18 protein-coding genes and 1 tRNA gene are annotated in these 19091 nt (G+C 60.9%); 8 read left to right on the forward strand and 11 right to left on the reverse strand.

The features are described from left to right. Positions 1 to 43: 43 nt before the first annotated feature. Positions 44 to 1102, reverse strand: a complete 1059-nt coding sequence (locus tag QR290_RS02910; RefSeq protein ID WP_115079882.1) for a PDDEXK nuclease domain-containing protein — start codon at positions 1100 to 1102, stop codon at positions 44 to 46. Between the two features lie 260 nt (positions 1103 to 1362). Here QR290_RS02910 and QR290_RS02915 point away from each other — a divergent pair, with 260 nt between their 5' ends. Further along, entirely contained in the window at positions 1363 to 1812 is a 450-nt protein-coding gene (locus QR290_RS02915; protein WP_115076214.1) for a carboxypeptidase regulatory-like domain-containing protein, read from the forward strand. Between the two features lie 5 nt (positions 1813 to 1817). On the opposite strand, the gene QR290_RS02920 is transcribed toward QR290_RS02915, so the two are convergent. From QR290_RS02920 to QR290_RS02940, 5 genes are all read right to left on the reverse strand, one after another. Further along, positions 1818 to 2147, reverse strand: coding sequence for a hypothetical protein (locus QR290_RS02920; protein ID WP_115076215.1), 330 nt, complete (start codon positions 2145 to 2147; stop codon positions 1818 to 1820). 136 nt (positions 2148 to 2283) lie between these two features. Further along, positions 2284 to 2359: transfer RNA gene (locus QR290_RS02925), tRNA-Phe, on the reverse strand. A gap of 103 nt (positions 2360 to 2462) precedes the next feature. Then, positions 2463 to 2735 (reverse strand): oxidative damage protection protein, encoded by a 273-nt coding sequence (locus QR290_RS02930; protein ID WP_007952551.1) that lies wholly within the window; start codon positions 2733 to 2735, stop codon positions 2463 to 2465. Beyond that, positions 2732 to 3799 carry an A/G-specific adenine glycosylase gene (mutY, locus tag QR290_RS02935; RefSeq protein ID WP_192563165.1) on the reverse strand — a complete coding sequence of 356 codons (1068 nt, stop codon included), beginning with the start codon at positions 3797 to 3799 and terminating at the stop codon, positions 2732 to 2734. Before mutY ends, QR290_RS02930 begins: the two co-directional genes overlap by 4 nt. After that, entirely contained in the window at positions 3796 to 6021 is a 2226-nt protein-coding gene (locus tag QR290_RS02940; protein WP_289204309.1) for an AsmA family protein, read from the reverse strand. The genes mutY and QR290_RS02940 overlap by 4 nt, the downstream gene beginning before the upstream one ends. A gap of 355 nt (positions 6022 to 6376) precedes the next feature. Here QR290_RS02940 and QR290_RS02945 point away from each other — a divergent pair, with 355 nt between their 5' ends. The 7 genes from QR290_RS02945 (at position 6377) to QR290_RS02975 (ending at position 12337) form a co-directional block, all read left to right on the forward strand. Further along, complete coding sequence (locus QR290_RS02945; RefSeq protein ID WP_115076218.1) at positions 6377 to 8041, forward strand: OFA family MFS transporter; 1665 nt, start codon at positions 6377 to 6379, stop codon at positions 8039 to 8041. Positions 8042 to 8311: 270 nt separating this feature from the next. Then, positions 8312 to 8905, forward strand: coding sequence for an imidazoleglycerol-phosphate dehydratase HisB (gene hisB, locus QR290_RS02950; RefSeq protein ID WP_011332017.1), 594 nt, complete (start codon positions 8312 to 8314; stop codon positions 8903 to 8905). Beyond that, the gene (gene hisH / locus QR290_RS02955) at positions 8905 to 9543 is read left to right on the forward strand and encodes an imidazole glycerol phosphate synthase subunit HisH (RefSeq protein ID WP_115076219.1); all 639 of its coding nucleotides are present in this window, start codon (positions 8905 to 8907) and stop codon (positions 9541 to 9543) included. Before hisB ends, hisH begins: the two co-directional genes overlap by 1 nt. After that, a complete protein-coding gene (locus QR290_RS02960) occupies positions 9544 to 9804 on the forward strand; it encodes a DUF2164 domain-containing protein (RefSeq protein WP_011332018.1) in 261 nt (86 codons plus the stop codon). Between the two features lie 42 nt (positions 9805 to 9846). Beyond that, positions 9847 to 10584 carry a 1-(5-phosphoribosyl)-5-[(5-phosphoribosylamino)methylideneamino]imidazole-4-carboxamide isomerase gene (gene hisA / locus QR290_RS02965; RefSeq protein WP_003220753.1) on the forward strand — a complete coding sequence of 246 codons (738 nt, stop codon included), beginning with the start codon at positions 9847 to 9849 and terminating at the stop codon, positions 10582 to 10584. A gap of 9 nt (positions 10585 to 10593) precedes the next feature. After that, complete coding sequence (gene hisF / locus QR290_RS02970) at positions 10594 to 11364, forward strand: imidazole glycerol phosphate synthase subunit HisF (protein ID WP_115076220.1); 771 nt, start codon at positions 10594 to 10596, stop codon at positions 11362 to 11364. 217 nt (positions 11365 to 11581) lie between these two features. Next, entirely contained in the window at positions 11582 to 12337 is a 756-nt protein-coding gene (locus QR290_RS02975) for a substrate-binding periplasmic protein (protein ID WP_115076221.1), read from the forward strand. Here QR290_RS02975 and QR290_RS02980 read toward each other — a convergent pair. From QR290_RS02980 to gpmI, 5 genes are all read right to left on the reverse strand, one after another. Continuing rightward, complete coding sequence (locus QR290_RS02980; RefSeq protein WP_115076222.1) at positions 12318 to 13715, reverse strand: Vps62-related protein; 1398 nt, start codon at positions 13713 to 13715, stop codon at positions 12318 to 12320. The genes QR290_RS02975 and QR290_RS02980 overlap by 20 nt on opposite strands. A gap of 104 nt (positions 13716 to 13819) precedes the next feature. Beyond that, positions 13820 to 14596, reverse strand: a complete 777-nt coding sequence (locus QR290_RS02985) for a divergent polysaccharide deacetylase family protein (protein WP_115076223.1) — start codon at positions 14594 to 14596, stop codon at positions 13820 to 13822. Positions 14597 to 14598: 2 nt separating this feature from the next. Beyond that, positions 14599 to 15918: a S41 family peptidase gene (locus QR290_RS02990; RefSeq protein WP_007952532.1), complete on the reverse strand. Its 1320-nt coding sequence runs from the start codon at positions 15916 to 15918 to the stop codon at positions 14599 to 14601. Positions 15919 to 15949: 31 nt separating this feature from the next. Beyond that, on the reverse strand, positions 15950 to 17236 hold the full coding sequence (locus QR290_RS02995) for a murein hydrolase activator EnvC family protein (protein ID WP_115076224.1): 1287 nt from the start codon (positions 17234 to 17236) through the stop codon (positions 15950 to 15952). 282 nt (positions 17237 to 17518) lie between these two features. Then, the gene (gpmI, locus tag QR290_RS03000) at positions 17519 to 19045 is read right to left on the reverse strand and encodes a 2,3-bisphosphoglycerate-independent phosphoglycerate mutase (RefSeq protein WP_289204310.1); all 1527 of its coding nucleotides are present in this window, start codon (positions 19043 to 19045) and stop codon (positions 17519 to 17521) included. Positions 19046 to 19091 lie beyond the last annotated feature (46 nt).

The following is a 19091-nucleotide window of genomic DNA, read 5'->3' on the forward strand; positions in this document are numbered from 1 at the left end:
CCAACGATAATCCCGGCCAGCTCGGTGAACAATCCGTCGGCGGTCAATCAGCCGTCTGTTCGCTCAAGCGCTCTTCCAGCCGCGTGTGTTCACGGTTCAACTCCGCGCGTAAATCCTCTTCACTCGGCAGCACCAGTTTGTAGCTGCTGGCGAACAGCTGCTCATTGCCCTTGAGGATCGTGTAGCGCGCCACCGATTCATTTTGCTGTGCACAGAGAATGATCCCCACCGTTGGCCCGTCGCCTTCACTGCGTTTGAGGTCGTCGTACATGCGGATGTACATGTCCATCTGGCCTACGTCCCGAGCGCTGAGCTTGCCGCGCTTCAGATCGAGGATGACGAAGCATTTGAGCAGGTAGTTGTAGAACACCAGGTCAATGTAGAAATCATCGTCGCCAGCGCTGATGCGTTGCTGGCGACCGACAAAAGCGAAGCCTTTGCCGAGTTCGAGGAGAAATCCCTGGAGCTGGTCGATCAAGGCTTGCTCCAGTTCGGACTCCTGAAGCTTGCCCGGTGAGGGCAGGCCGAGAAATTCCAGCAGGACTGGGTCGCGAATGAATTCCCGGGGATTGCTTTTCATCGCGGCAATGTTGGTCGCTGCCTCTGCGTAGACGTCGGTTTTGTCTCGGCTCAGCAACAGGCGTTCGTAGTAGAGCGTGTTGATCTGGCGATCAAGGGCGCGGCTTGACCAGTTTTGTGCAGCGGCTTCGTTCATGTACCACTGCCGGGCGGGTTCGCTTTCGACCTGCAATATCCTGCGGTAATGGGTCCAGCTCAATTCGAGACGCAGTGCGTCTCGAATTGGAAAGAGCTGATAAAACTGCCGCATTTTTCGAAGATTGGTAACGTCGAAGCCTTTCCCAAAGTCCGCAGTCAGCTCCTTCGCCAGCGTAGCCAGAAGCTGTTTTCCGTACCCCGCACGCCGGGCACCCTGTTGCTCGAACTCGACAATGTGTCGCCCTATCTGCCAGCAGGTCTGGACCTGAATCGTGTCGACCGTTCGCAGCACTTTCTGCCGCGCCTCGCGTATCAGTTCGCCCAGGTCGCCCAGCAGCGAATCAATTTTTGGATCTTGCGTGTCAGCAGGTTCTAGTTGGCTCATCAGGTCTTCCGGCTCAGGGGGGAACAGAAGCAAGAGCATGCCAATTGCCTTGGCCTGGGGATGCCGGCCGCCTCTGATGCCACTGAAGGAAGAGTGGGCGGGTTTTGCGAGATCAGGCTGACGAAGTCCGCGAACGAGGAGTACGGGGTGTAGTCCTTTTCGTATCAACCGCAACTCCCAATCGTTCTAAAACCCGCCCCGCAAGACAAAATCTAAAAGAGGTAACGATTGGGTTCCGCGAGAGCCCGGGAGTCGTCCTCATGAAACGCGTTCTTTCATTCGTGCTGCCCGTCGCCGCTGCGGCGGTGCTGCTGTTTCCGATCATGGTGCAGGCTGCAAGTCTGGAGCCGATCGACAGCTCCGCTGTGCAGGTTCAGCAGCAAGAGCAAAACGGTGTTCGCTATCTGGCCGGCGGGATTGGCGAAGATGAGTCGAAAGCCATTCAGCAATCTGCTGGCTACAACTTGCACATGACGTTCGCGGTCGGCATGCAAAACCAGTACACCGCCGATGTCGACGTGATGATTCAGAAAGCCCCCGGCCAGACTGTGCTGACGCTGAATCAGACCGGGCCATTGGTGTACGTGCAGTTGCCGCCCGGCAAATACACGGTCGTCGCGACCCGCAATGGCGAAACGCGCCGGGATGCGGCGGACATTGGCGGCGGTGCAGCGCGCAATCTGGTGTTCCACTGGAACGACAACAGCTAGTGGCGTTACCGGTCGCGCCGGGATGGCGCGACCGTTGCCGTGCGGCCCAGCCAGATCAATACCCATGCTGCGCCCGAGAGGAAGAGGGCGAGGAGGCAATGCGTGGCGACGGCAAACCAGAAGTTGGCGGGTTGTGCGGTCAGCGAATACACGGCGAAGCGTTTGCCGCGTGCCATGTTGCCGATGCGCCCCTGAATCAGCCCGTCCACGGTTTCATAAGCGACTAGGCCGGTACACAGGATCAGCACCAGGCCGAGAGCGATCATCAACCAGTTGGTGCGTTTTACAGGCAGCGCGGGGTGGGGCAGGGGGACGCGGGTTCTTTTCTGGTTCATCGCGGGGATGACCCTCTTCCTTAAGGGTTGAGCAACGTATCGCGAATTCCGGCCTGCAAGAAGGGCGGGATCGGGGCGTTATCAAATCGCAGGCATAAAAAAACCCTGAATCTTGCGATTCAGGGTTTTCGGTATTTGGTGCCCAGAGACGGAATCGAACCGCCGACACGGGGATTTTCAATCCCCTGCTCTACCGACTGAGCTATCTGGGCAACGGGGCGCATTAAAAGGGTTTTTCGGATTTACGTCAACGACTTTTTTAAAATTTCTTAAATTAATTCCGTCGCTTACGATCCGACCCCCGATTTCGCGGGTTTACTCTGCAGGCGGAACGTAGCCTTCGGCCTGAGCGTATTCCTCGCCGGAGAAGTACTTGTCCATTTCGCCCTGAAGAAACTTGCGGTCTTCGGCGTTCATCATGTTCAGGCGTTTTTCGTTGATCAGCAGGGTCTGGTGTTTCTGCCAGTCAGCCCAGGCCTTGGCCGAGACGTGTTCGAAAATGTCCTGGCCCTTGGCGCCCGGGTACGGTGGGCGCTCCAGGCCTTCGAGTTGTTCTTTGTACTTGCGGCACATTACGGTGCGGGTCATGTCGACTCTCCTGCATTCAAGACGGCGGCCGCGCGTTCGAGCAAGGTCTTGACCGGGGCGGCGAGGCCCAGGCGCGGCGGGGTGGCGAGGTTATACCAGAGCCAGTCGGCCTCGGCCACGTGACCGCCGGCTTCCTGTACCTGAACCAGCCAGGGTTCGATGGACAGCTGGAAGTGGCTGAAGGTGTGGACAAGGCTCGGCAGCGCCTGCTGCTCGCCCAGTTCCAGCGAGTGCTGCGCGGCGAGGTGTTGCAGGTCGTCGAGGTCATCGAGTTCCGGAAGGCTCCACAAACCGCCCCACAATCCGCTGGACGGGCGGCGATAAAGCAGAATCGCGCCGTCCTCGTTGGCCAGCAGCGGCATCAGCGTGCGTTTCTGCGGGATGGCCTTGCGCGGTTTGGGGATCGGGTAGCGCGTCTCCAGGCCGAGCATGTGCGCTTCGCAGCCCTTTTCCAGCGGACACAGCAGACAGCTCGGTTTACTGCGGGTGCAGAGCGTTGCGCCCAGATCCATCATCGCCTGGGTGTAGGCGTTGACCCGGTCCTGCGGCGTGAAGCGCTCGGCGTTGGCCCACAGCTGTCTGGCGACCTTCGGCTCGCCGGGGTAGCCCTCCTGCGCGGTAAAGCGCGCCAGCACCCGTTTGACGTTGCCGTCGAGGATCGGCGCCCGCAGGCCCATGCTGATGCTGGCGATCGCGCCGGCGGTGGACAGGCCAATGCCCGGCAAGTCCGTGAGCTTCTCGACATCGCGGGGAAACTCGCCGCCGTACTGGCTGACGACGATCTTCGCGGTCTTCTGCAGATTGCGCGCGCGGGTGTAGTAACCCAGGCCGGTCCACAGATGCAGAACCTCGTCCTCCGGCGCTTCGGCCAGGGCTTCGACCGTCGGCAGCGCGGCCATGAAGCGGTCGAAGTAATTGAGCACGGTGCTGACTTGGGTCTGCTGCAACATGATCTCGGACACCCACACCCGATACGGGTTGATGTTCTGTTGCCAGGGCAAATCATGGCGGCCGTGGCGGTCGAACCATTCCAGCACCGCCGTGGAAAACTGCTCCGCTCTCATCGCTTGAACAGCCCCTTCAATGCGTTTTTCAGTTCCGGGCTGACTTTGTCGCCCAGTTTCTCGTCGATTTTTTCGCTGATCTTGTCGCCGGCCAGTTTGGTCGCGACCTGGCCCATGCGCTCGTTGTCCACGCGGCAGGCCTTGGCGCCCAGCTCCAGCGGGCCACGGCAGCGCAGCGGCCATTCGATGCCGACGAACTTGTCGCCGACCTGGCAGGCCGGGTCCGGCATGGCGCTGGTGTCGCCCTCGACGATGATGCCGACGCGATAGTCCATGCCCAGCACCTTGAGGTCGATATCGCCGTCACCGTTGACGCTCATGCCGGGGATACGGACCTTCAGGTCCGGGTTGCTGGCTACGCCGTTGCGGAAGGTCAGGTTGCCCTTGAGTTCCTGGAACGGCGTGTCCTTGCCGCGCGGCTCGCCGCTCAGGGATTTGCGGTTGAGGGTGGCGATGCCCTTGCACAGTTGCTGCTCAAGGTTGGCGTTAAGCAGCACGCCGTTGTTGATCACGAAACTGGCATTGCCGTTGAGGGTTTCGATCAGCGCCTGCTGGCTGTTGCCGCTGCCGGTGACGGTGCTGGTGAGATTGACCAGACCTTTGACCGGCGGATTCTTGCCCTGGCTTTCGAGGATTTTCTCCACCGGCACCCGGTTGATCCGGGTTTGCAGGTTCAGCACCGGCGCGGTCTGGCGCACATCCAGCGTACCCTTGGCTTCGAAGTCGCCGTTGTACAGCTCGCCGCGCAGATTCTCCAGAGTCAGCAGGCCGCCCTGTCCGGTGGCTTTCAGTGCGGCGTTCTGGATCGGCAGTTTGTCGAGGGTCAACTGGCCGAAGGTCAGGTCGGCATTCACATCGAGTTTGCTCAGGCGCTCAACCGGGAACAGGCGCTCGGTGCTCCAGGCGCTTTTGCTCGGTTTTTCCGGCAGCGGGGTGCTACCGGCACCGGCCATGGCATCGGCTTCGGTGCTGGCAACTTCCGCCTGACGGACCTGGGTAGCGTTGTTGGCCTTTTCCGATTTCGGCGGCAGGTAGCGGTCGACGTTGAAGGTGTCGGCCTTGAGGATCGCCCGCAGCGATTGCTTGGCGAAATCTTCGACGGCGATGCGGCCGCTGAAGCTGCTGTCGTCGAGTTTCAGGTTGATGTTGTCCAGCGAAACGCTGGTCGGTGTCGCGGCGACACGGCTGACCAGTTCAACCTTGCTCAGGCTGCCTTCGGCCATGGCCGGCAGGGTCTGGCCGATGCTGTCGACGAATTTCGCCAGGTCGAACTGGGCGATGGAAATACCGCCGGTGATCTGTGGCGTCTTGTCCAGGTCGTTGGCTTTCAGCTCACCCAAGGCACGCAGCTGATTGACCGAAAGCTTGATGCCGGTCCATTCTGCGACGTTGGCGGCCTTGTCCAGCAACAACTGGCCTTGGGCGGCGAAGGTCACGGTCTTGCCTTGCAGCGGATCGCCGGCGACTTCGCCGGAAAGCTTCAGGTCTTCGAACTTGTAGCGTTGCAGGGCGCGCTCGAAGCGCAGCTCGCCGTTGAGCTCGGTGCGCACCCGCAGCACTGGCTGGTTGGTACCGAGGAACGCGGTGGCTTTGACCGGAATATTGGTCGAATCGTGAACCGCGCCGGTGCTCAGCTGGATGCTTTCGGCGCTGAATTGCTTGCCGGTCAGCTCGTCGTTGTATTCCACGCGGGCGTTGTTGACGGTCAGGCTGTCGATGTCGAGGCGGATCGGCTGGGCCGGTTTTTCCGCTTGCGCAGGGGCCTCGGGTGCGGTTTCGGCGGTGGTGGTCGGCGCCGGTGTGCTGCCGGCCTTGGGCGGAACCTTGCCGATGTCTTCCCAGTTGCCATGACCATTCTTGTCACGGTTCAGGCGCAGATTCAGGCCTTCGACGCGCACATCGCTCATCTGTACTTCGCGGCGCAGCAGCGGCAGCACGCGTACGGACAGGCCGAGCATCTGCAGGTCGGCAAACGGTTCGGCAGGCTTGGCCAGGGTCGCGACGCTGGCCTCGTGCAGTTCCAGGCCGAGCCAAGGGAACAGGCTCCAGCCGATGTCGCCATTGAGCGTCAGCTCGATGTGGGCCTTGTCGCGGGCAATCTGGCGGATCTCGTCTTTGTAGTCGTTGGGATCAAACAGGTGGGTCAGGGCGAAGCCCGCCGCCACAATGATCAGCAACAGCCCGAGAAGTACCAGACCCAGGATTTTGCCGAACGCTTTCATGGGCGAGTCCTTGTAAGTAGTCGAATTCGTAATTTAGCCGGGGAGTATAGCGCTGCATCAACCCGCGCTGTTGTGGTGTCCCGTGCAGCCTGCTGAACCGTGATGTACAGCGCTTCGACAACGATCGGCATCGGGGTTCCCCGGCGTCAGGAGATCAGATGACTCAAAAAAGGTGATATCAGTTTGGTTTTTCTGTCACGTGCAAATGGTAACCTTCGCCCGTTCGTCCGCCCATCTGCGACTTAACGTCGCGCTTTCAAGGAGCTTCACCCGCAAAAAACGGTCATGCCTGTGTGCATAAAGGCCGGGGGTGAGCAGTGGCTGGCGAACCATACTAATAATTGGGGGATACACAATGAGCACGACCATCACGGCGGACGGCCTCAAAGCCGATCAGCCCGGGTTCCTGTCCAAGGAACGCATCATCGCCAAGCCCGGTTTCAACCGCTGGCTGGTTCCGCCGGCCGCTCTGGCCATTCACCTGTGCATCGGCATGGCCTACGGCTTCTCGGTGTTCTGGTTGCCGCTGTCCAAGGCGCTGGGCGTGACCGCTCCGGTGGCTTGCGCACCGGACATGAGTTTCATCGCACAAGTCTTCTCGTCGCAATGCGATTGGCCGATCTCCATGCTCGGCTGGATCTACACCCTGTTCTTCATCTTCCTCGGCTGCTCGGCAGCGATCTGGGGTGGCTGGCTCGAACACGCAGGGCCACGCAAGGCCGGCGTTGTATCGGCACTGTGCTGGTGCGGCGGTCTGCTGATTTCTGCGCTGGGGATCTATACCCACCAGATCTGGCTGATGTGGATCGGTTCCGGCGTGATCGGTGGTATCGGTCTGGGCCTGGGCTACATCTCGCCGGTCTCGACCCTGATCAAGTGGTTCCCGGACAAGCGCGGCATGGCGACCGGCATGGCGATCATGGGCTTCGGCGGTGGCGCGATGGTCGGTGCACCACTGGCGACCGCTCTGATGAGCCACTTCGCTTCGCCGACAGGTGTTGGCGTATGGCAGAGCTTCGTGGCCATGGCCGCGATCTACTTCGTGTTCATGATCGGTGGCGCCTTGGCCTACCGCGTACCGCCAACCGGCTGGAAGCCTGAAGGCTGGACTGCTCCGGCGAAAAAAGCGTCGAACGCGATGATCACTCACCGTCACGTTCACGTGAATGTGGCGTGGAAGACCCCGCAATTCCGTCTGGTGTGGCTGGTGCTGTGCCTGAACGTGTCCGCCGGTATCGGCATCCTCGGCATGGCTTCGCCGTTGTTGCAGGAAGTGTTCGGCGGCAAGCTGCTGGGCAACGATCTGCCGTTCGGTCAACTGGATGCCGGTCAACTGGCCTCCATCGCTGCCATTGCAGCCGGTTTCACCGGTCTGCTGAGCCTGTTCAACATCGGCGGTCGCTTCTTCTGGGCGTCGTTCTCGGACTACCTGGGCCGCAAGAACACTTACTTCGTGTTCTTCGCACTGGGTTTTGCGCTGTACGCGCTGATCCCTAACCTCGGTCACCTGGGCAACGTTGCGCTGTTCGTGGCGGCGTTCTGCATCATCCTGTCGATGTACGGCGGTGGTTTCGCGACCGTTCCGGCGTATCTGGCCGACCTGTTCGGTACGCAGATGGTCGGTGCGATCCACGGTCGTCTGCTGACTGCCTGGGCCGCCGCTGGCGTGCTGGGCCCGGTGCTGGTGAACTACCTGCGTGAATATCAGTTGAGCATTGGCGTTGAACGCGCCGCCGCTTACGACATCACCCTGTACATTCTCGCCGGCCTGCTGGTACTGGGTTTCCTGTGCAACCTGCTGGTGCGCCCGGTGGCGGACAAGTACTTCATGACCGACGCCGAACTGGCTGCCGAACAGGCGCTGGGCCACGACAAGGGTGCTGACGCCAGCACCGTTCTGGAGTGGAAAGCCGCGCCGGGCAGCAAGCCATTGGCGATCGCTGCGTGGCTGGTGGTGGGGATTCCGTTGGCGTGGGGTGTGTGGGTGACCCTGCAGAAGACGGCGGTTCTGTTCCACTAAGTAACCGTTAAAACGCAGAAACCTGTGGGAGCGGGCTTGCCCGCGAAGGCGTCCGGTCAGTCGACATCACTGTTGATTGACCCACTGCTTTGGCGAGCAAGCCCGCTCCCACATTTGTTTTCAGGCTGCCTGTAATGGCTTGTATGGACATGTCTACCCGCGACAGTCGGGGCTTCTATCCGTCTGTCATATCACCTCTCGTGTTTCTGTTTCGGCCCCGCGCCCCTATAATGGCTGCCTTTTTCGCCCAATGATTTTGCGGAGCTGGTGATGGCCGAACGTAAGGCGTCTGTCGAGCGCGACACTCTGGAAACCCAGATCAAAGCCTCGATCAACCTTGATGGCACCGGAAAGGCCCGATTCAATATCGGTGTTCCTTTTCTTGAGCACATGCTGGATCAGATCGCCCGTCACGGGTTGATCGACCTGGATATCGAATGCAAGGGCGATCTGCATATCGACGACCACCATACGGTGGAAGACGTCGGTATCACCCTCGGCCAGGCCTTCGCGCAAGCCATTGGCGACAAGAAAGGCATCCGTCGCTACGGCCACGCCTACGTGCCGCTCGATGAAGCGCTGTCGCGCGTGGTGATCGACTTCTCCGGCCGTCCGGGCCTGCAGATGCACGTGCCGTACACCCGCGCCACCGTTGGCGGCTTCGACGTCGACCTGTTCCAGGAATTCTTTCAGGGCTTCGTCAACCACGCGCTGGTCAGCCTGCACATCGACAACCTGCGCGGCACCAACACCCACCACCAGATCGAAACCGTGTTCAAGGCTTTCGGCCGCGCGCTGCGCATGGCCGTCGAGCTGGACGAGCGCATGGCCGGCCAGATGCCTTCGACCAAAGGCGTCCTGTAATGCAGACGGTTGCAGTTATCGATTACGGCATGGGCAACCTGCACTCGGTGGCCAAGGCCCTCGAGCACGTCGGTGCCGGCAAGGTGCTGATCACCAGCGATGCGGCAGTGATCCGCGAAGCTGACCGTGTGGTTTTCCCCGGCGTCGGCGCGATTCGCGATTGCATGGCGGAGATCCGTCGCCTCGGTTTCGATTCGTTGGTGCGTGAAGTCAGCCAGGATCGTCCGTTCCTCGGCATCTGCGTCGGCATGCAAGCCTTGCTCGACAGCAGCGAAGAGAACGACGGCGTCGACTGCATCGGCCTGTTCCCGGGCGCGGTGAAGTTCTTCGGCAAAGACCTGCATGAAGACGGCGAACACCTGAAAGTCCCGCACATGGGCTGGAACGAAGTGAAGCAGGCGGTGGATCACCCGCTGTGGCACAGCATTCCGGACCTGGCGCGTTTCTACTTCGTGCACAGCTATTACATCGCCGCCGGTAATCCGCGTCAGGTCGTCGGCAGCGGTCACTACGGCGTCGACTTCGCCGCGGCGCTGGCCGAAGGTTCGCGCTTCGCCGTGCAGTTCCACCCGGAGAAGAGCCATACCCATGGCCTGCAATTGCTGCAGAACTTCGCGGCGTGGGACGGTCGCTGGTAAATGGCCGTCAAGAAATCCAAGCCGCCGATCCTGACCCTCACTCCCGAGCAGGAGAGCGAGGCCAACCGCAAGATCCAGCGGTTCATGGAGGATCGTTTCGAACTGGACCTGGGTTCGTTCGAGGCGGCGGAAATTCTTGAGCTGTTTACCCGCGAAATTGCTCCGCACTATTACAACAGGGCGATTTTCGATGTGCAGACCCACCTCAAGGAGCGGTTTGAAAGCATCGAAAGCGACCTGTGGGCGCTCGAGAAAAACTGATTTCCGAGCCAAGCTGAACATTCAAATTTGAAGGTTTGCCAGATGCTGATTATTCCCGCTATCGATCTTAAAGACGGTGCCTGCGTACGTCTGCGCCAGGGCCGCATGGAAGATTCCACAGTGTTCTCCGATGACCCGGTGAGCATGGCTGCCAAGTGGGTGGAGGGCGGTTGCCGCCGTCTGCATCTGGTCGACCTGAACGGCGCTTTCGAAGGCCAGCCGGTCAACGGCGAAGTGGTGACCGCGATCGCCAAGCGCTACCCGACCCTGCCGATCCAGATCGGCGGCGGCATCCGTTCGCTGGAAACCATCGAGCACTACGTCAAGGCGGGCGTGAGCTACGTGATCATCGGCACCAAAGCGGTGAAGGATCCGGCGTTCGTCGCTGAAGCCTGCCGCGCGTTCCCGGGCAAGATCATCGTCGGCCTCGATGCCAAAGACGGTTTTGTTGCCACTGATGGCTGGGCTGAAATCAGCACCGTGCAGGTCATCGACCTGGCCAAACAGTTCGAAGCCGACGGCGTGTCCTCGATCGTTTATACCGACATCGCCAAAGACGGCATGATGCAGGGCTGCAACGTACCGTTCACCGCTGCGCTCGCTGCTGCGACAAAGATCCCGGTGATCGCTTCCGGCGGCATTCACAACCTGGGTGACATCAAGTCGCTGCTCGACGCCAAGGCACCGGGCATCATCGGTGCAATTACTGGCCGGGCGATCTACGAAGGCACTCTCGACGTCGCCGAAGCGCAAGCTTTCTGCGACTCGTACCAAGGCTGAGGACTGACCATGGCGCTGGCCAAACGCATCATCCCTTGCCTGGACGTGGACAACGGCCGGGTCGTCAAAGGTGTGAAGTTCGAGAACATCCGTGACGCCGGCGACCCGGTGGAAATCGCCCGTCGCTACGACGAGCAGGGTGCCGACGAGATTACCTTTCTCGACATCACCGCCAGCGTCGATGGCCGTGACACCACGCTGCACACCGTAGAGCGCATGGCCAGTCAGGTGTTCATCCCGCTGACCGTCGGCGGTGGCGTACGTACCGTGCAGGACATCCGCAACCTGCTCAACGCCGGTGCGGACAAGGTGTCGATCAACACCGCTGCCGTGTTCAACCCGGAATTCGTCGGTGAAGCGGCGCAGCATTTCGGTTCGCAATGCATCGTTGTTGCCATCGACGCGAAGAAGGTCTCCGGCCCGGGCGAAACCCCGCGCTGGGAGATCTTCACCCACGGCGGTCGCAAACCGACCGGCCTCGACGCGGTCGAGTGGGCGAAGAAAATGGAAGGCCTGGGTGCTGGTGAAATCCTCCTGACCAGCATGGATCAGGACGGCATGAAAAACGGCTTCGACCTCGGCGTGACCCGCGCCATCAGCGATGCGCTGGGGATTCCGGTGATCGCTTCCGGTGGCGTCGGCAACCTGCAGCACCTGGCTGACGGCATCCTCGAAGGCCGTGCTAGCGCCGTACTGGCGGCGAGTATTTTCCACTTCGGCGAATACACCGTTCAGGAAGCCAAGGCGTATATGGCTCACCGCGGCATCGTAATGCGTTAGGCTCTGCGCGAAAACTGCCTGCGCGACGATCATGCTGCGTTAAAAACAGGCTCGGAATGCTCATGTAGGTCCCCTACACTCCGCTTCCTCGCCTGTTTTTGCCTTGCCTGATCGCCGCTCGGCGAGTTTTCACGCAGACCCAAAACAATACAGGCCAGTGGACAGCATGGCGTACCCAAGGCACTCTTGGGCACGCCATGGATTTCGGTAGCCCGACATGATCAAACGCCTGCTTCTCGCCCTCGCCAGTGCCTCCGTGTTGTTGATCAACACCGGCCACGCCGAAGAAAGTCCCGACACCGATCTGGTGCTCCTCACCGAAAACTTCCCGCCGTACAACATGGCGAAGAACGGCAAGAATTTCGCCCAGGATGAAAACATCAACGGCATCGCCACGGACATCGTGCGCGAGATGTTCAAGCGTGCCGGCATCACTTACAGCCTGACCCTGCGCTTCCCTTGGGAACGGGTCTACAAGCTGGCGCTGGAGAATCCCGGTTACGGTGCGTTCGTCATGGCGCGCCTGCCGGATCGCGAAAAACTCTTCAAGTGGGTCGGCCCGATCGGCCCGGACGACTGGGTCATGCTGGCCAAGGCCGACAGCAAGATCACCCTCGAAACCCTCAATGATGCGCGCAAGTACAAGATCGGCGCCTACAAGGGCGACGCCATTGCCGAGACTCTGACCAAGCAGGGGCTGAAGCCGGTGGTGGTGCTGCGCGATCAGGACAACGCCAAGAAGCTTGTCAGCGGCCAGATCGACCTGTGGGCCACCGGCGATCCTGCCGGCCGTTATCTGGCGCGGCAGGATGGCGTGACCGGGCTGAAAACCGTGCTTCGCTTCAACAGCGCCGAACTGTATCTGGCGCTGAACAAGGACGTGCCGGATGCAACCGTTGCCAAGTTGCAAACTGCGCTGGATCAGATGCGCAAGGACGGCGTGGTCGACGAGATCATGGGGCGGTATCTGTAACTACCGCTGACTCGGCCGACGGCTGCGGATCGACCTGAGGTTCCACCGTTGGCTGCTGAGCAGGGGGTTCAACTGCCGGCTGATGTTCCGGCTCGGTCTTCGGCTTCTCCACGGGAACCGGCTCGGACGGGTAGTCAGCCAGATGCAGGCTGTCCATATCGGTATAACTGAGATGACCTTCCACTTGTGAGCCATCTTCGCGCAGCAATCGATAGTCGCTTTGCATCAGATAGACAGCGGCAAACCTTTTTTGCGCAACCAGAGCAATCACCTCTGCCTCCGAGGCGTTCGCCCACTCATATGGGGTCGACTCCGTGTTGCAGAAACTGTCGCCCAGTCTGGCCGAGCAGGCGATGACCGGTTGAGTCGTGTTCATTGCCGACGGCCACTGGTTACCGATATCGATACCGGTGTTGCGGGTGAAGGCGCGCATCATCTCGAATGACTGGGCTCGGCGGGCTTTCCACCTGAATGCCTGGTGCGCATCCGTGCTGTTCGTGGCCTGACCGACGAGCAAATAGCGGTCGGTTCGCTCCATCCGATAGAAAGGTGAATGACGCAGTTGTACAAGGCTGCTCATCACCGGATCACTGACCGCAAACCATGGCAGGCGGGCGACCTGTGTGACTTTGGAGGGGGGCAGTGCGGCGTCGGCATCAAGCCCGGTGAGTGTCGGGGCGGCCGGTGGTGTCTCGACTTGAAGCGGGATCGGCATCCGCAAGGCATAGGCCGTCATGGGTGCTTCAGGTTTGCTGTAGCCCCTGACACCGATAAAGGTGCCCGGGGCAAACAATATCTCCCCGGCGGGTGCGGTCGCAGGCTTGATACTCCAGGTGCTGAAGTCGCGGTCGGCTCCGCTGCCCTTGTCGCTCCAGATCAATGCGTTGGCGCTTGAGGCGACCACCAGATCCGCTCGCACACAACGGACGGCATTGAAGGAAGGCTTGCTGCCGTCGTTGGAACAGACCATTCCGAGTGCCACATAACCTTCGGGAGGGATTGGCCGCCAGACGGAACAGTCACCGTTGGCGCGCGAGCCTGAATCGCTCCATATCAGTTGGTAATCATCAGGCTTGCTCAGTGCCGGCCCCTTGCCGGTTCCGGCGTTTTGCGGATCGCCCTCGCCCTCGCGTACGACCGCCATCACCTGTTTGTCGTTGATGTTGTCCCGTCCGGCGACGACGAGATCGCCCAACGGAAAATAACCGGGCAGCAGGTCGGGAGCGGGTGTCGGACGCCAGAAACTGCCGGGTTTTGACTTCGAGCCGGTGTTGTCCCAGATCCGGTGGAACTCGGTGGTGAAATTGATCAGCAGGTTTTCAACCGCTATGGGTTCCATCTGCCGAACAGATGAGTTGAGAGAAGTTTGGGTGTTCATGATTGATCCCGAATAAAGCGGCCTGAAGTCGCCGCGACGGGTCTCAATATCCGGGTAGGGAAGGGGCTGGCTGCGGTATCTATCTATAGCTTCGTGACAGCTTGTTACCGGTAAACGCCGTCTTTCCCATGGGCCGCCGTGGCGCGATTGCTGCGCACACTGATCATCTGCTTGATGTCGATCCACTCGATGCCTTGAGCCTTCAACTTTGGCAGTTCGCGTTCCAGCACGGCGAGGGTCTGTGGGTACGGATGGCCGATCATCACCGCCGAACCCTGCTTGCGCGCCAGGCTGATCGCCGTCTGCAACTGAGTGAAAATCGCCGCTTCGGTGCGCTCATCATCTAGAAACACATCCCGCGAAACGCTCGCCAGATCGATCTTCTGCGCCTGTTGCGCAGCGACGGTCTGGGCGCTGGTGCGGCTGTCGACGAAGAACTTGTGGCGGCGCTGCAGCTCGCCCATCAACCACGCCATCGCCACTGGTTGTGCGGTCATGCGGCTGCCCATGTGGTTGTTGATGCCGGCGGTGTACGGGACCATTTTGAAAGCGGCATTCAGCCGTTTTTCAAGCTCTTCGATAGGCAGTTCGGGATGCCAGGCGAACGGGCCGGTGGCCGGATCCATCGGCATGTGCAGGATCACGATCTTGCCGGCACGATGGGCTTCGCGGGCGAATTCGGTGGCGTGCGGGGTGTCGGGCATGATCGCTGTGGTCACCGGCCCGGGGAGGGCCAGCACGCGGCGATCCCGGGGCAGGTTCTGCCCCAGGTCGTCGATGATCAGCGTCAGGTAGGCTTTTTGAGGTGTTGGTCTGGCAGGTTCTGCGTGAGCAGCACCCGCCAGACAGCACAGCAGGACGAAGGCGAAACGCAAATACATCCTCAACGGCCGGACGTGATGCTCAGGCCTTTGAGCAGGCTCAGGGCCTGGGCCAGCTGGTAATCGTCATCCTGCGGCATCGCCTTGGCCTTGCCGCCGGAGCCGGTCGGTTTGTCCGCGCCGCCGTTGCCGTTGCCCAGGTGACCTTGCAGGTCGGCTTCCTTGAAGTAGTCGTTGTCCGCCTCGTTGGTGATCTTGGCACGGCGCACTTCGATGTCCGGGACGATGCCCTGGGCCTGGATCGAGCGGCCGTTCGGCGTGAAGTACAGCGCAGTGGTGATCTTCAGCGCGCGGTCGTTGTTCAGCGGCAGCACGGTTTGCACCGAGCCCTTGCCGAAACTGGTGGTGCCCATGACCACGGCGCGTTTCTGATCCTGCAAGGCGCCGGCGACGATTTCCGAGGCCGAGGCACTGCCACCGTTGATCAGCACGACCATTGGCACCGCTTCGCTTTCGTCCTTGCCGGTGGCGGAGAAGCGCAGTTCAGAGTTGGCGATCCGGCCCTTGGTGTAGACGATCAGGCCTTTGGTGATGAAGTGGTCGACCACTTCCACCGCTGCCTGCAACACGCCGCCCGGGTTGTTGCGCAGGTCGAGGATGATGCCGTTGAGCTTCTTGCCGTTGTCCTTGCGCAGCTTGGCCAGGGCCTTGGAGACCTCTTCGCCGGTCTTGACCTGGAACTGGGTGATGCGGATCAGGCCATAACCCGATTCCAGCAGTTGCGCCTTGACGCTCTTCACCTGGATCACGGCGCGAGCGAGGGTCACGTCGAACGGCGTGCCGCCGTCGCGTACCAGGGTCAGAGTGATCTTCTGGCCGATCTTGCCGCGCATCTTGTCCACGGCTTCGGTCATGGTCTGGCCACGGGTCGGCGCGCCGTTGATCTTGACGATGAAGTCGCCGGCCTGGATGCCGGCCTTCGATGCCGGGGTGTCGTCGATCGGCGACACAACCTTGATGAAACCGTCTTCGGCGCCGACTTCGATGCCCAGGCCGCCGAACTCACCGCTGGTACTTTCCTGCAGCTCGGTGAAATCTTCAGGGCCGAGGTAGGCGGAGTGCGGATCGAGGTTGCTGAGCATGCCCTTGATCGCGTTTTCCAGCAGGGTCTTGTCGTCCACCGGCTCGACATAGGCGGCCTTGATCCGGTCCATGACCTCGGCAAAGGTGCGCAGCTCTTCCAGCGGCAACGGCGCCTTGCTGGTGGCAGCAGTGCCTGCCGGAGCGACAGCCGGGGCCGGTTGAGCGGCAAACGCCAGAGGCGCGCCGATCACCAGGGCGATCGTCAGGGCCAGCGAGGTAAGACGGGACAAATGCAGCATGTCGAACGAACTCCTTAATTAGGCGGTGCGCTTATCCTTGCGCACGACACCATTGCGCCGGATCACTCGGGTGACCCTGCTGACGAATTGCGAAATACAGCGCTGGTGTGTCCTGGCCGCCACTGTTACCCACAGTGGAGATGGACTCACCGGCTTTAACCACGTCACCCGCCGACTTGAGCAGCGTCTGGTTGTGACCGTAAAGACTCAGAAAACCATTGCCGTGATCGAGGATCACCAGTAGCCCGGCGCCACGCAGCCAGTCGGCAAACACCACGCGCCCGCCGTGTACGGCATGCACCTGGCTACCGGCGGAGGCGCTGATCATCACGCCGTCCCACTTGGTGCGGGCATCGTCGCCACGGGTTTCGCCGAAGCGTGCCAGCAGTCGACCATCAACCGGCCATGGAAGTTTTCCCCGACTTGAGGCAAAAGGGCCACCGAAGGTCTCGCCGCCGCTGGACACCAGGGCGCCGGGTGTCGATCTGACCGGTTTGCGTGGGGCGTCGGTGTTTTCCGCCTCGGCCTCACGCAAGCGCTTTTTTTCGGCTTCCTGCTGGGCGATGAGCGCTTTCTGCCGCGCTTCTTCTGCCTCACGAGCCTGGCGGGCCAGAGTTTCTTCAATGGTTTTAAGGACTTTAGACAGGTCTGCCTGATCCTGCTCGCGGGCGGCCAGTTTCTGGTCCCGGGCTTTTACGTCGTCATTGAGTTTGGCAAGGGCCTGCTGGCGTTCCTTGCGGACCTTGTCGAGCGCTTCGCGCTGAGTATCGAGATCGCTTTGCTGCACCAGCAATTGCGCCTGCTGCAAGCCGATGTCCTTTTCGACATTGGCCAGTTGGCGCAGGGTTTCGTTGAAGCTTTTCAGCTGCTCCAGGCGAGCCTGGCTCAGGTAGTCGTAATAGGTGAGGGTGCGGGCGAATTTCTCGGGATTCTGCTGGTTGAGCAGCAGCTTGAGGTATTCCTGGCGACCGTTCTGGTAGGCGGCGCGGGCCTGGATGGCGATCAGTCGCTGCTGTTCAGTGCGCGCGCTCTGGAGTTTTTTTTTCTCCGCATCGAGCCGCTGCAGCTCGGATTCGCTCTTCTTCAGCTCTTTCTGCAGGGCTTCAACCTGTTTCTCGAGCTTGCCCATCTCGGTTTCGGTGCCCTTGAGCTCCTTTTGCACTCCGGATTTTTCTTCCTGGAGCTTGCCCAGCAGTTTTTTCAGCTCGGCGATGTCCTGGCGCGTGGCGTCCAGTTGCTGTTGGGTTTGCGCGCGCTCATCCGCGAAGGCCGGTTGGAGCAGGCATGTCAGAGCGAGGGCGATCAGGACGCGAAGCATAGAGGCGGGCGGCACCAGGGTAAGGGACGGCCTAGTATGCCCGCCCGACGCGGCAAAAAAAACGCCCAATTGGGACTGTGTGATAACTGGGGCAAGCGACAGGCCGAATTCCATTTCGAAAACTCCATAAACCACTGTGGGAGCTGCGGTGCGACGATTCGACTTGCCCGCGATGGCGTCTGAACATTCAACATAGTTGTTGGCTGTCAGATTGCTATCGCTGGCAAGTCGAATCGTCGCACCGCAGCTCCCACAGGGTTTTGAGGCGTTTTTGCGGGCGGATTACACCAGAATCGAAGTGCCAGTCATTTCCGCCGGTTTTTCCAGGCCCAGCAGTTTCAGCATGGTCGGCGCCACGTCCGCCAGCACGCCGCCTTCGCGGACTTTCAGGTCGCGCTTGCCGACATAAATGAACGGCACCGGCTCGGTGGTGTGCGCAGTGTGCGCTTGCCCGGTGGATTCGTCGGCCATCTGCTCAACGTTGCCGTGGTCGGCGGTGATCAGCGCTTCGCCGCCGACTTTTTCCAGGGCTACGACGATACGGCCGACGCAGGTGTCCAGGCATTCCACGGCTTTCACCGCGGCTTCGAACACGCCGCTATGGCCGACCATGTCGCCGTTGGCGTAGTTGACCACGATCACGTCGTAGCGCTGATTCTCGATGGCCTCGACGATGCGGTCGGTGACTTCGGGCGCGCTCATTTCCGGCTGCAAATCATAGGTGGCGACTTTCGGCGACGGGATCAGAATGCGCTCTTCGCCCGGGAACGGCTCTTCACGACCGCCGGAGAAGAAGAAGGTCACGTGGGCGTATTTCTCGGTTTCGGCGATGCGCAGCTGGGTCTTGCCGTTTTTCGCCAGGTAGTCGCCGAGCACGTTTTCCAGGCTGCCCGGGGCAAAGGCGGCGGGGGCCGGGATGCTGGCGGCATATTGGGTCAGGCCGACGTACTGCACTTTTGGCTGGCGTGCGCGCTCGAACTCCTTGAAGTCGTCTTCGACAAATACACGGCTCAGCTCGCGGGCACGGTCGGCGCGGAAGTTCATGAACACCACGGCGTCGCCGTCTTCGACTTTTACCGGCTCACCGATGCTGGTGGCTTTGACGAACTCGTCGCTCTCGCCACGGGCGTAAGCGGCTTCCAGACCTTCCTGGGCGGTGGCGGCGTTGAATTCGCCGTTGCCATCAACGATCAGGTTGTAGGCCTGGGACACGCGGTCCCAACGATTGTCGCGATCCATGGCGTAGTAGCGGCCGATCAGGCTGGCGATGCGGCCTTTGCCGAGGGCCTGGAAAGTCGCGTCGAGCAGTTCGATCGACGAAGCGGCGCTTTTCGGTGGGGTGTCACGGCCATCGAGGAAGGCGTGCAGGTAGATTTTTTCGGCGCCGCGCTTGAAGGCCAGTTCGGCCATGGCGATCAGGTGATCCTGGTGGCTGTGCACGCCGCCATCCGACAGCAGGCCCATGAAGTGCACGGCCTTGCCGGCGGCCACGGCCTTGTCCACGGCGGCGCAGATGGTCGGGTTCTCGAAGAACTCGCCGTCGCGGATCGCCTTGGTCACACGCGTGAAGTCCTGATACACCACGCGGCCGGCGCCGAGGTTCATGTGGCCGACTTCGGAGTTGCCCATCTGGCCGTCCGGCAGGCCGACGTCCATGCCGCTGCCCGAGATCAAGCCGTTCGGCACGGTGGCCCACAGGCGATCCAGCACAGGCTTTTTGGCCGCATAGACGGCGTTGGATTCGGGGCTGTCGCTGTGACCGAAGCCGTCGAGAATCATCAGGACCAAAGGTTTAGGCGTGGTAGTCATGGAATCCACTCGTGGCTAATAAGAAGAGGGCGATGGAAAAGGGAGT

Source organism: Pseudomonas fluorescens (genome assembly GCF_030344995.1).
Classification (GTDB): Bacteria; Pseudomonadota; Gammaproteobacteria; order Pseudomonadales; family Pseudomonadaceae; genus Aquipseudomonas; species Aquipseudomonas fluorescens_BF.

Bases quoted from the DNA above. Each gene is read 5' to 3' on its own strand.
- QR290_RS02910 (WP_115079882.1), bottom strand. From the start codon at position 1,102: ATGAGCCAACTAGAACCTGCTGACACGCAAGATCCAAAAATTGATTCG.
- QR290_RS02915 (WP_115076214.1), top strand. From the start codon at position 1,363: ATGAAACGCGTTCTTTCATTCGTGCTGCCCGTCGCCGCTGCGGCGGTG.
- QR290_RS02920 (WP_115076215.1), bottom strand. From the start codon at position 2,147: ATGAACCAGAAAAGAACCCGCGTCCCCCTGCCCCACCCCGCGCTGCCT.
- QR290_RS02930 (WP_007952551.1), bottom strand. From the start codon at position 2,735: ATGACCCGCACCGTAATGTGCCGCAAGTACAAAGAACAACTCGAAGGC.
- mutY (WP_192563165.1), bottom strand. From the start codon at position 3,799: ATGAGAGCGGAGCAGTTTTCCACGGCGGTGCTGGAATGGTTCGACCGC.
- QR290_RS02940 (WP_289204309.1), bottom strand. From the start codon at position 6,021: ATGAAAGCGTTCGGCAAAATCCTGGGTCTGGTACTTCTCGGGCTGTTG.
- QR290_RS02945 (WP_115076218.1), top strand. From the start codon at position 6,377: ATGAGCACGACCATCACGGCGGACGGCCTCAAAGCCGATCAGCCCGGG.
- hisB (WP_011332017.1), top strand. From the start codon at position 8,312: ATGGCCGAACGTAAGGCGTCTGTCGAGCGCGACACTCTGGAAACCCAG.
- hisH (WP_115076219.1), top strand. From the start codon at position 8,905: ATGCAGACGGTTGCAGTTATCGATTACGGCATGGGCAACCTGCACTCG.
- QR290_RS02960 (WP_011332018.1), top strand. From the start codon at position 9,544: ATGGCCGTCAAGAAATCCAAGCCGCCGATCCTGACCCTCACTCCCGAG.
- hisA (WP_003220753.1), top strand. From the start codon at position 9,847: ATGCTGATTATTCCCGCTATCGATCTTAAAGACGGTGCCTGCGTACGT.
- hisF (WP_115076220.1), top strand. From the start codon at position 10,594: ATGGCGCTGGCCAAACGCATCATCCCTTGCCTGGACGTGGACAACGGC.
- QR290_RS02975 (WP_115076221.1), top strand. From the start codon at position 11,582: ATGATCAAACGCCTGCTTCTCGCCCTCGCCAGTGCCTCCGTGTTGTTG.
- QR290_RS02980 (WP_115076222.1), bottom strand. From the start codon at position 13,715: ATGAACACCCAAACTTCTCTCAACTCATCTGTTCGGCAGATGGAACCC.
- QR290_RS02985 (WP_115076223.1), bottom strand. From the start codon at position 14,596: ATGTATTTGCGTTTCGCCTTCGTCCTGCTGTGCTGTCTGGCGGGTGCT.
- QR290_RS02990 (WP_007952532.1), bottom strand. From the start codon at position 15,918: ATGCTGCATTTGTCCCGTCTTACCTCGCTGGCCCTGACGATCGCCCTG.
- QR290_RS02995 (WP_115076224.1), bottom strand. From the start codon at position 17,236: ATGCTTCGCGTCCTGATCGCCCTCGCTCTGACATGCCTGCTCCAACCG.
- gpmI (WP_289204310.1), bottom strand. From the start codon at position 19,045: ATGACTACCACGCCTAAACCTTTGGTCCTGATGATTCTCGACGGCTTC.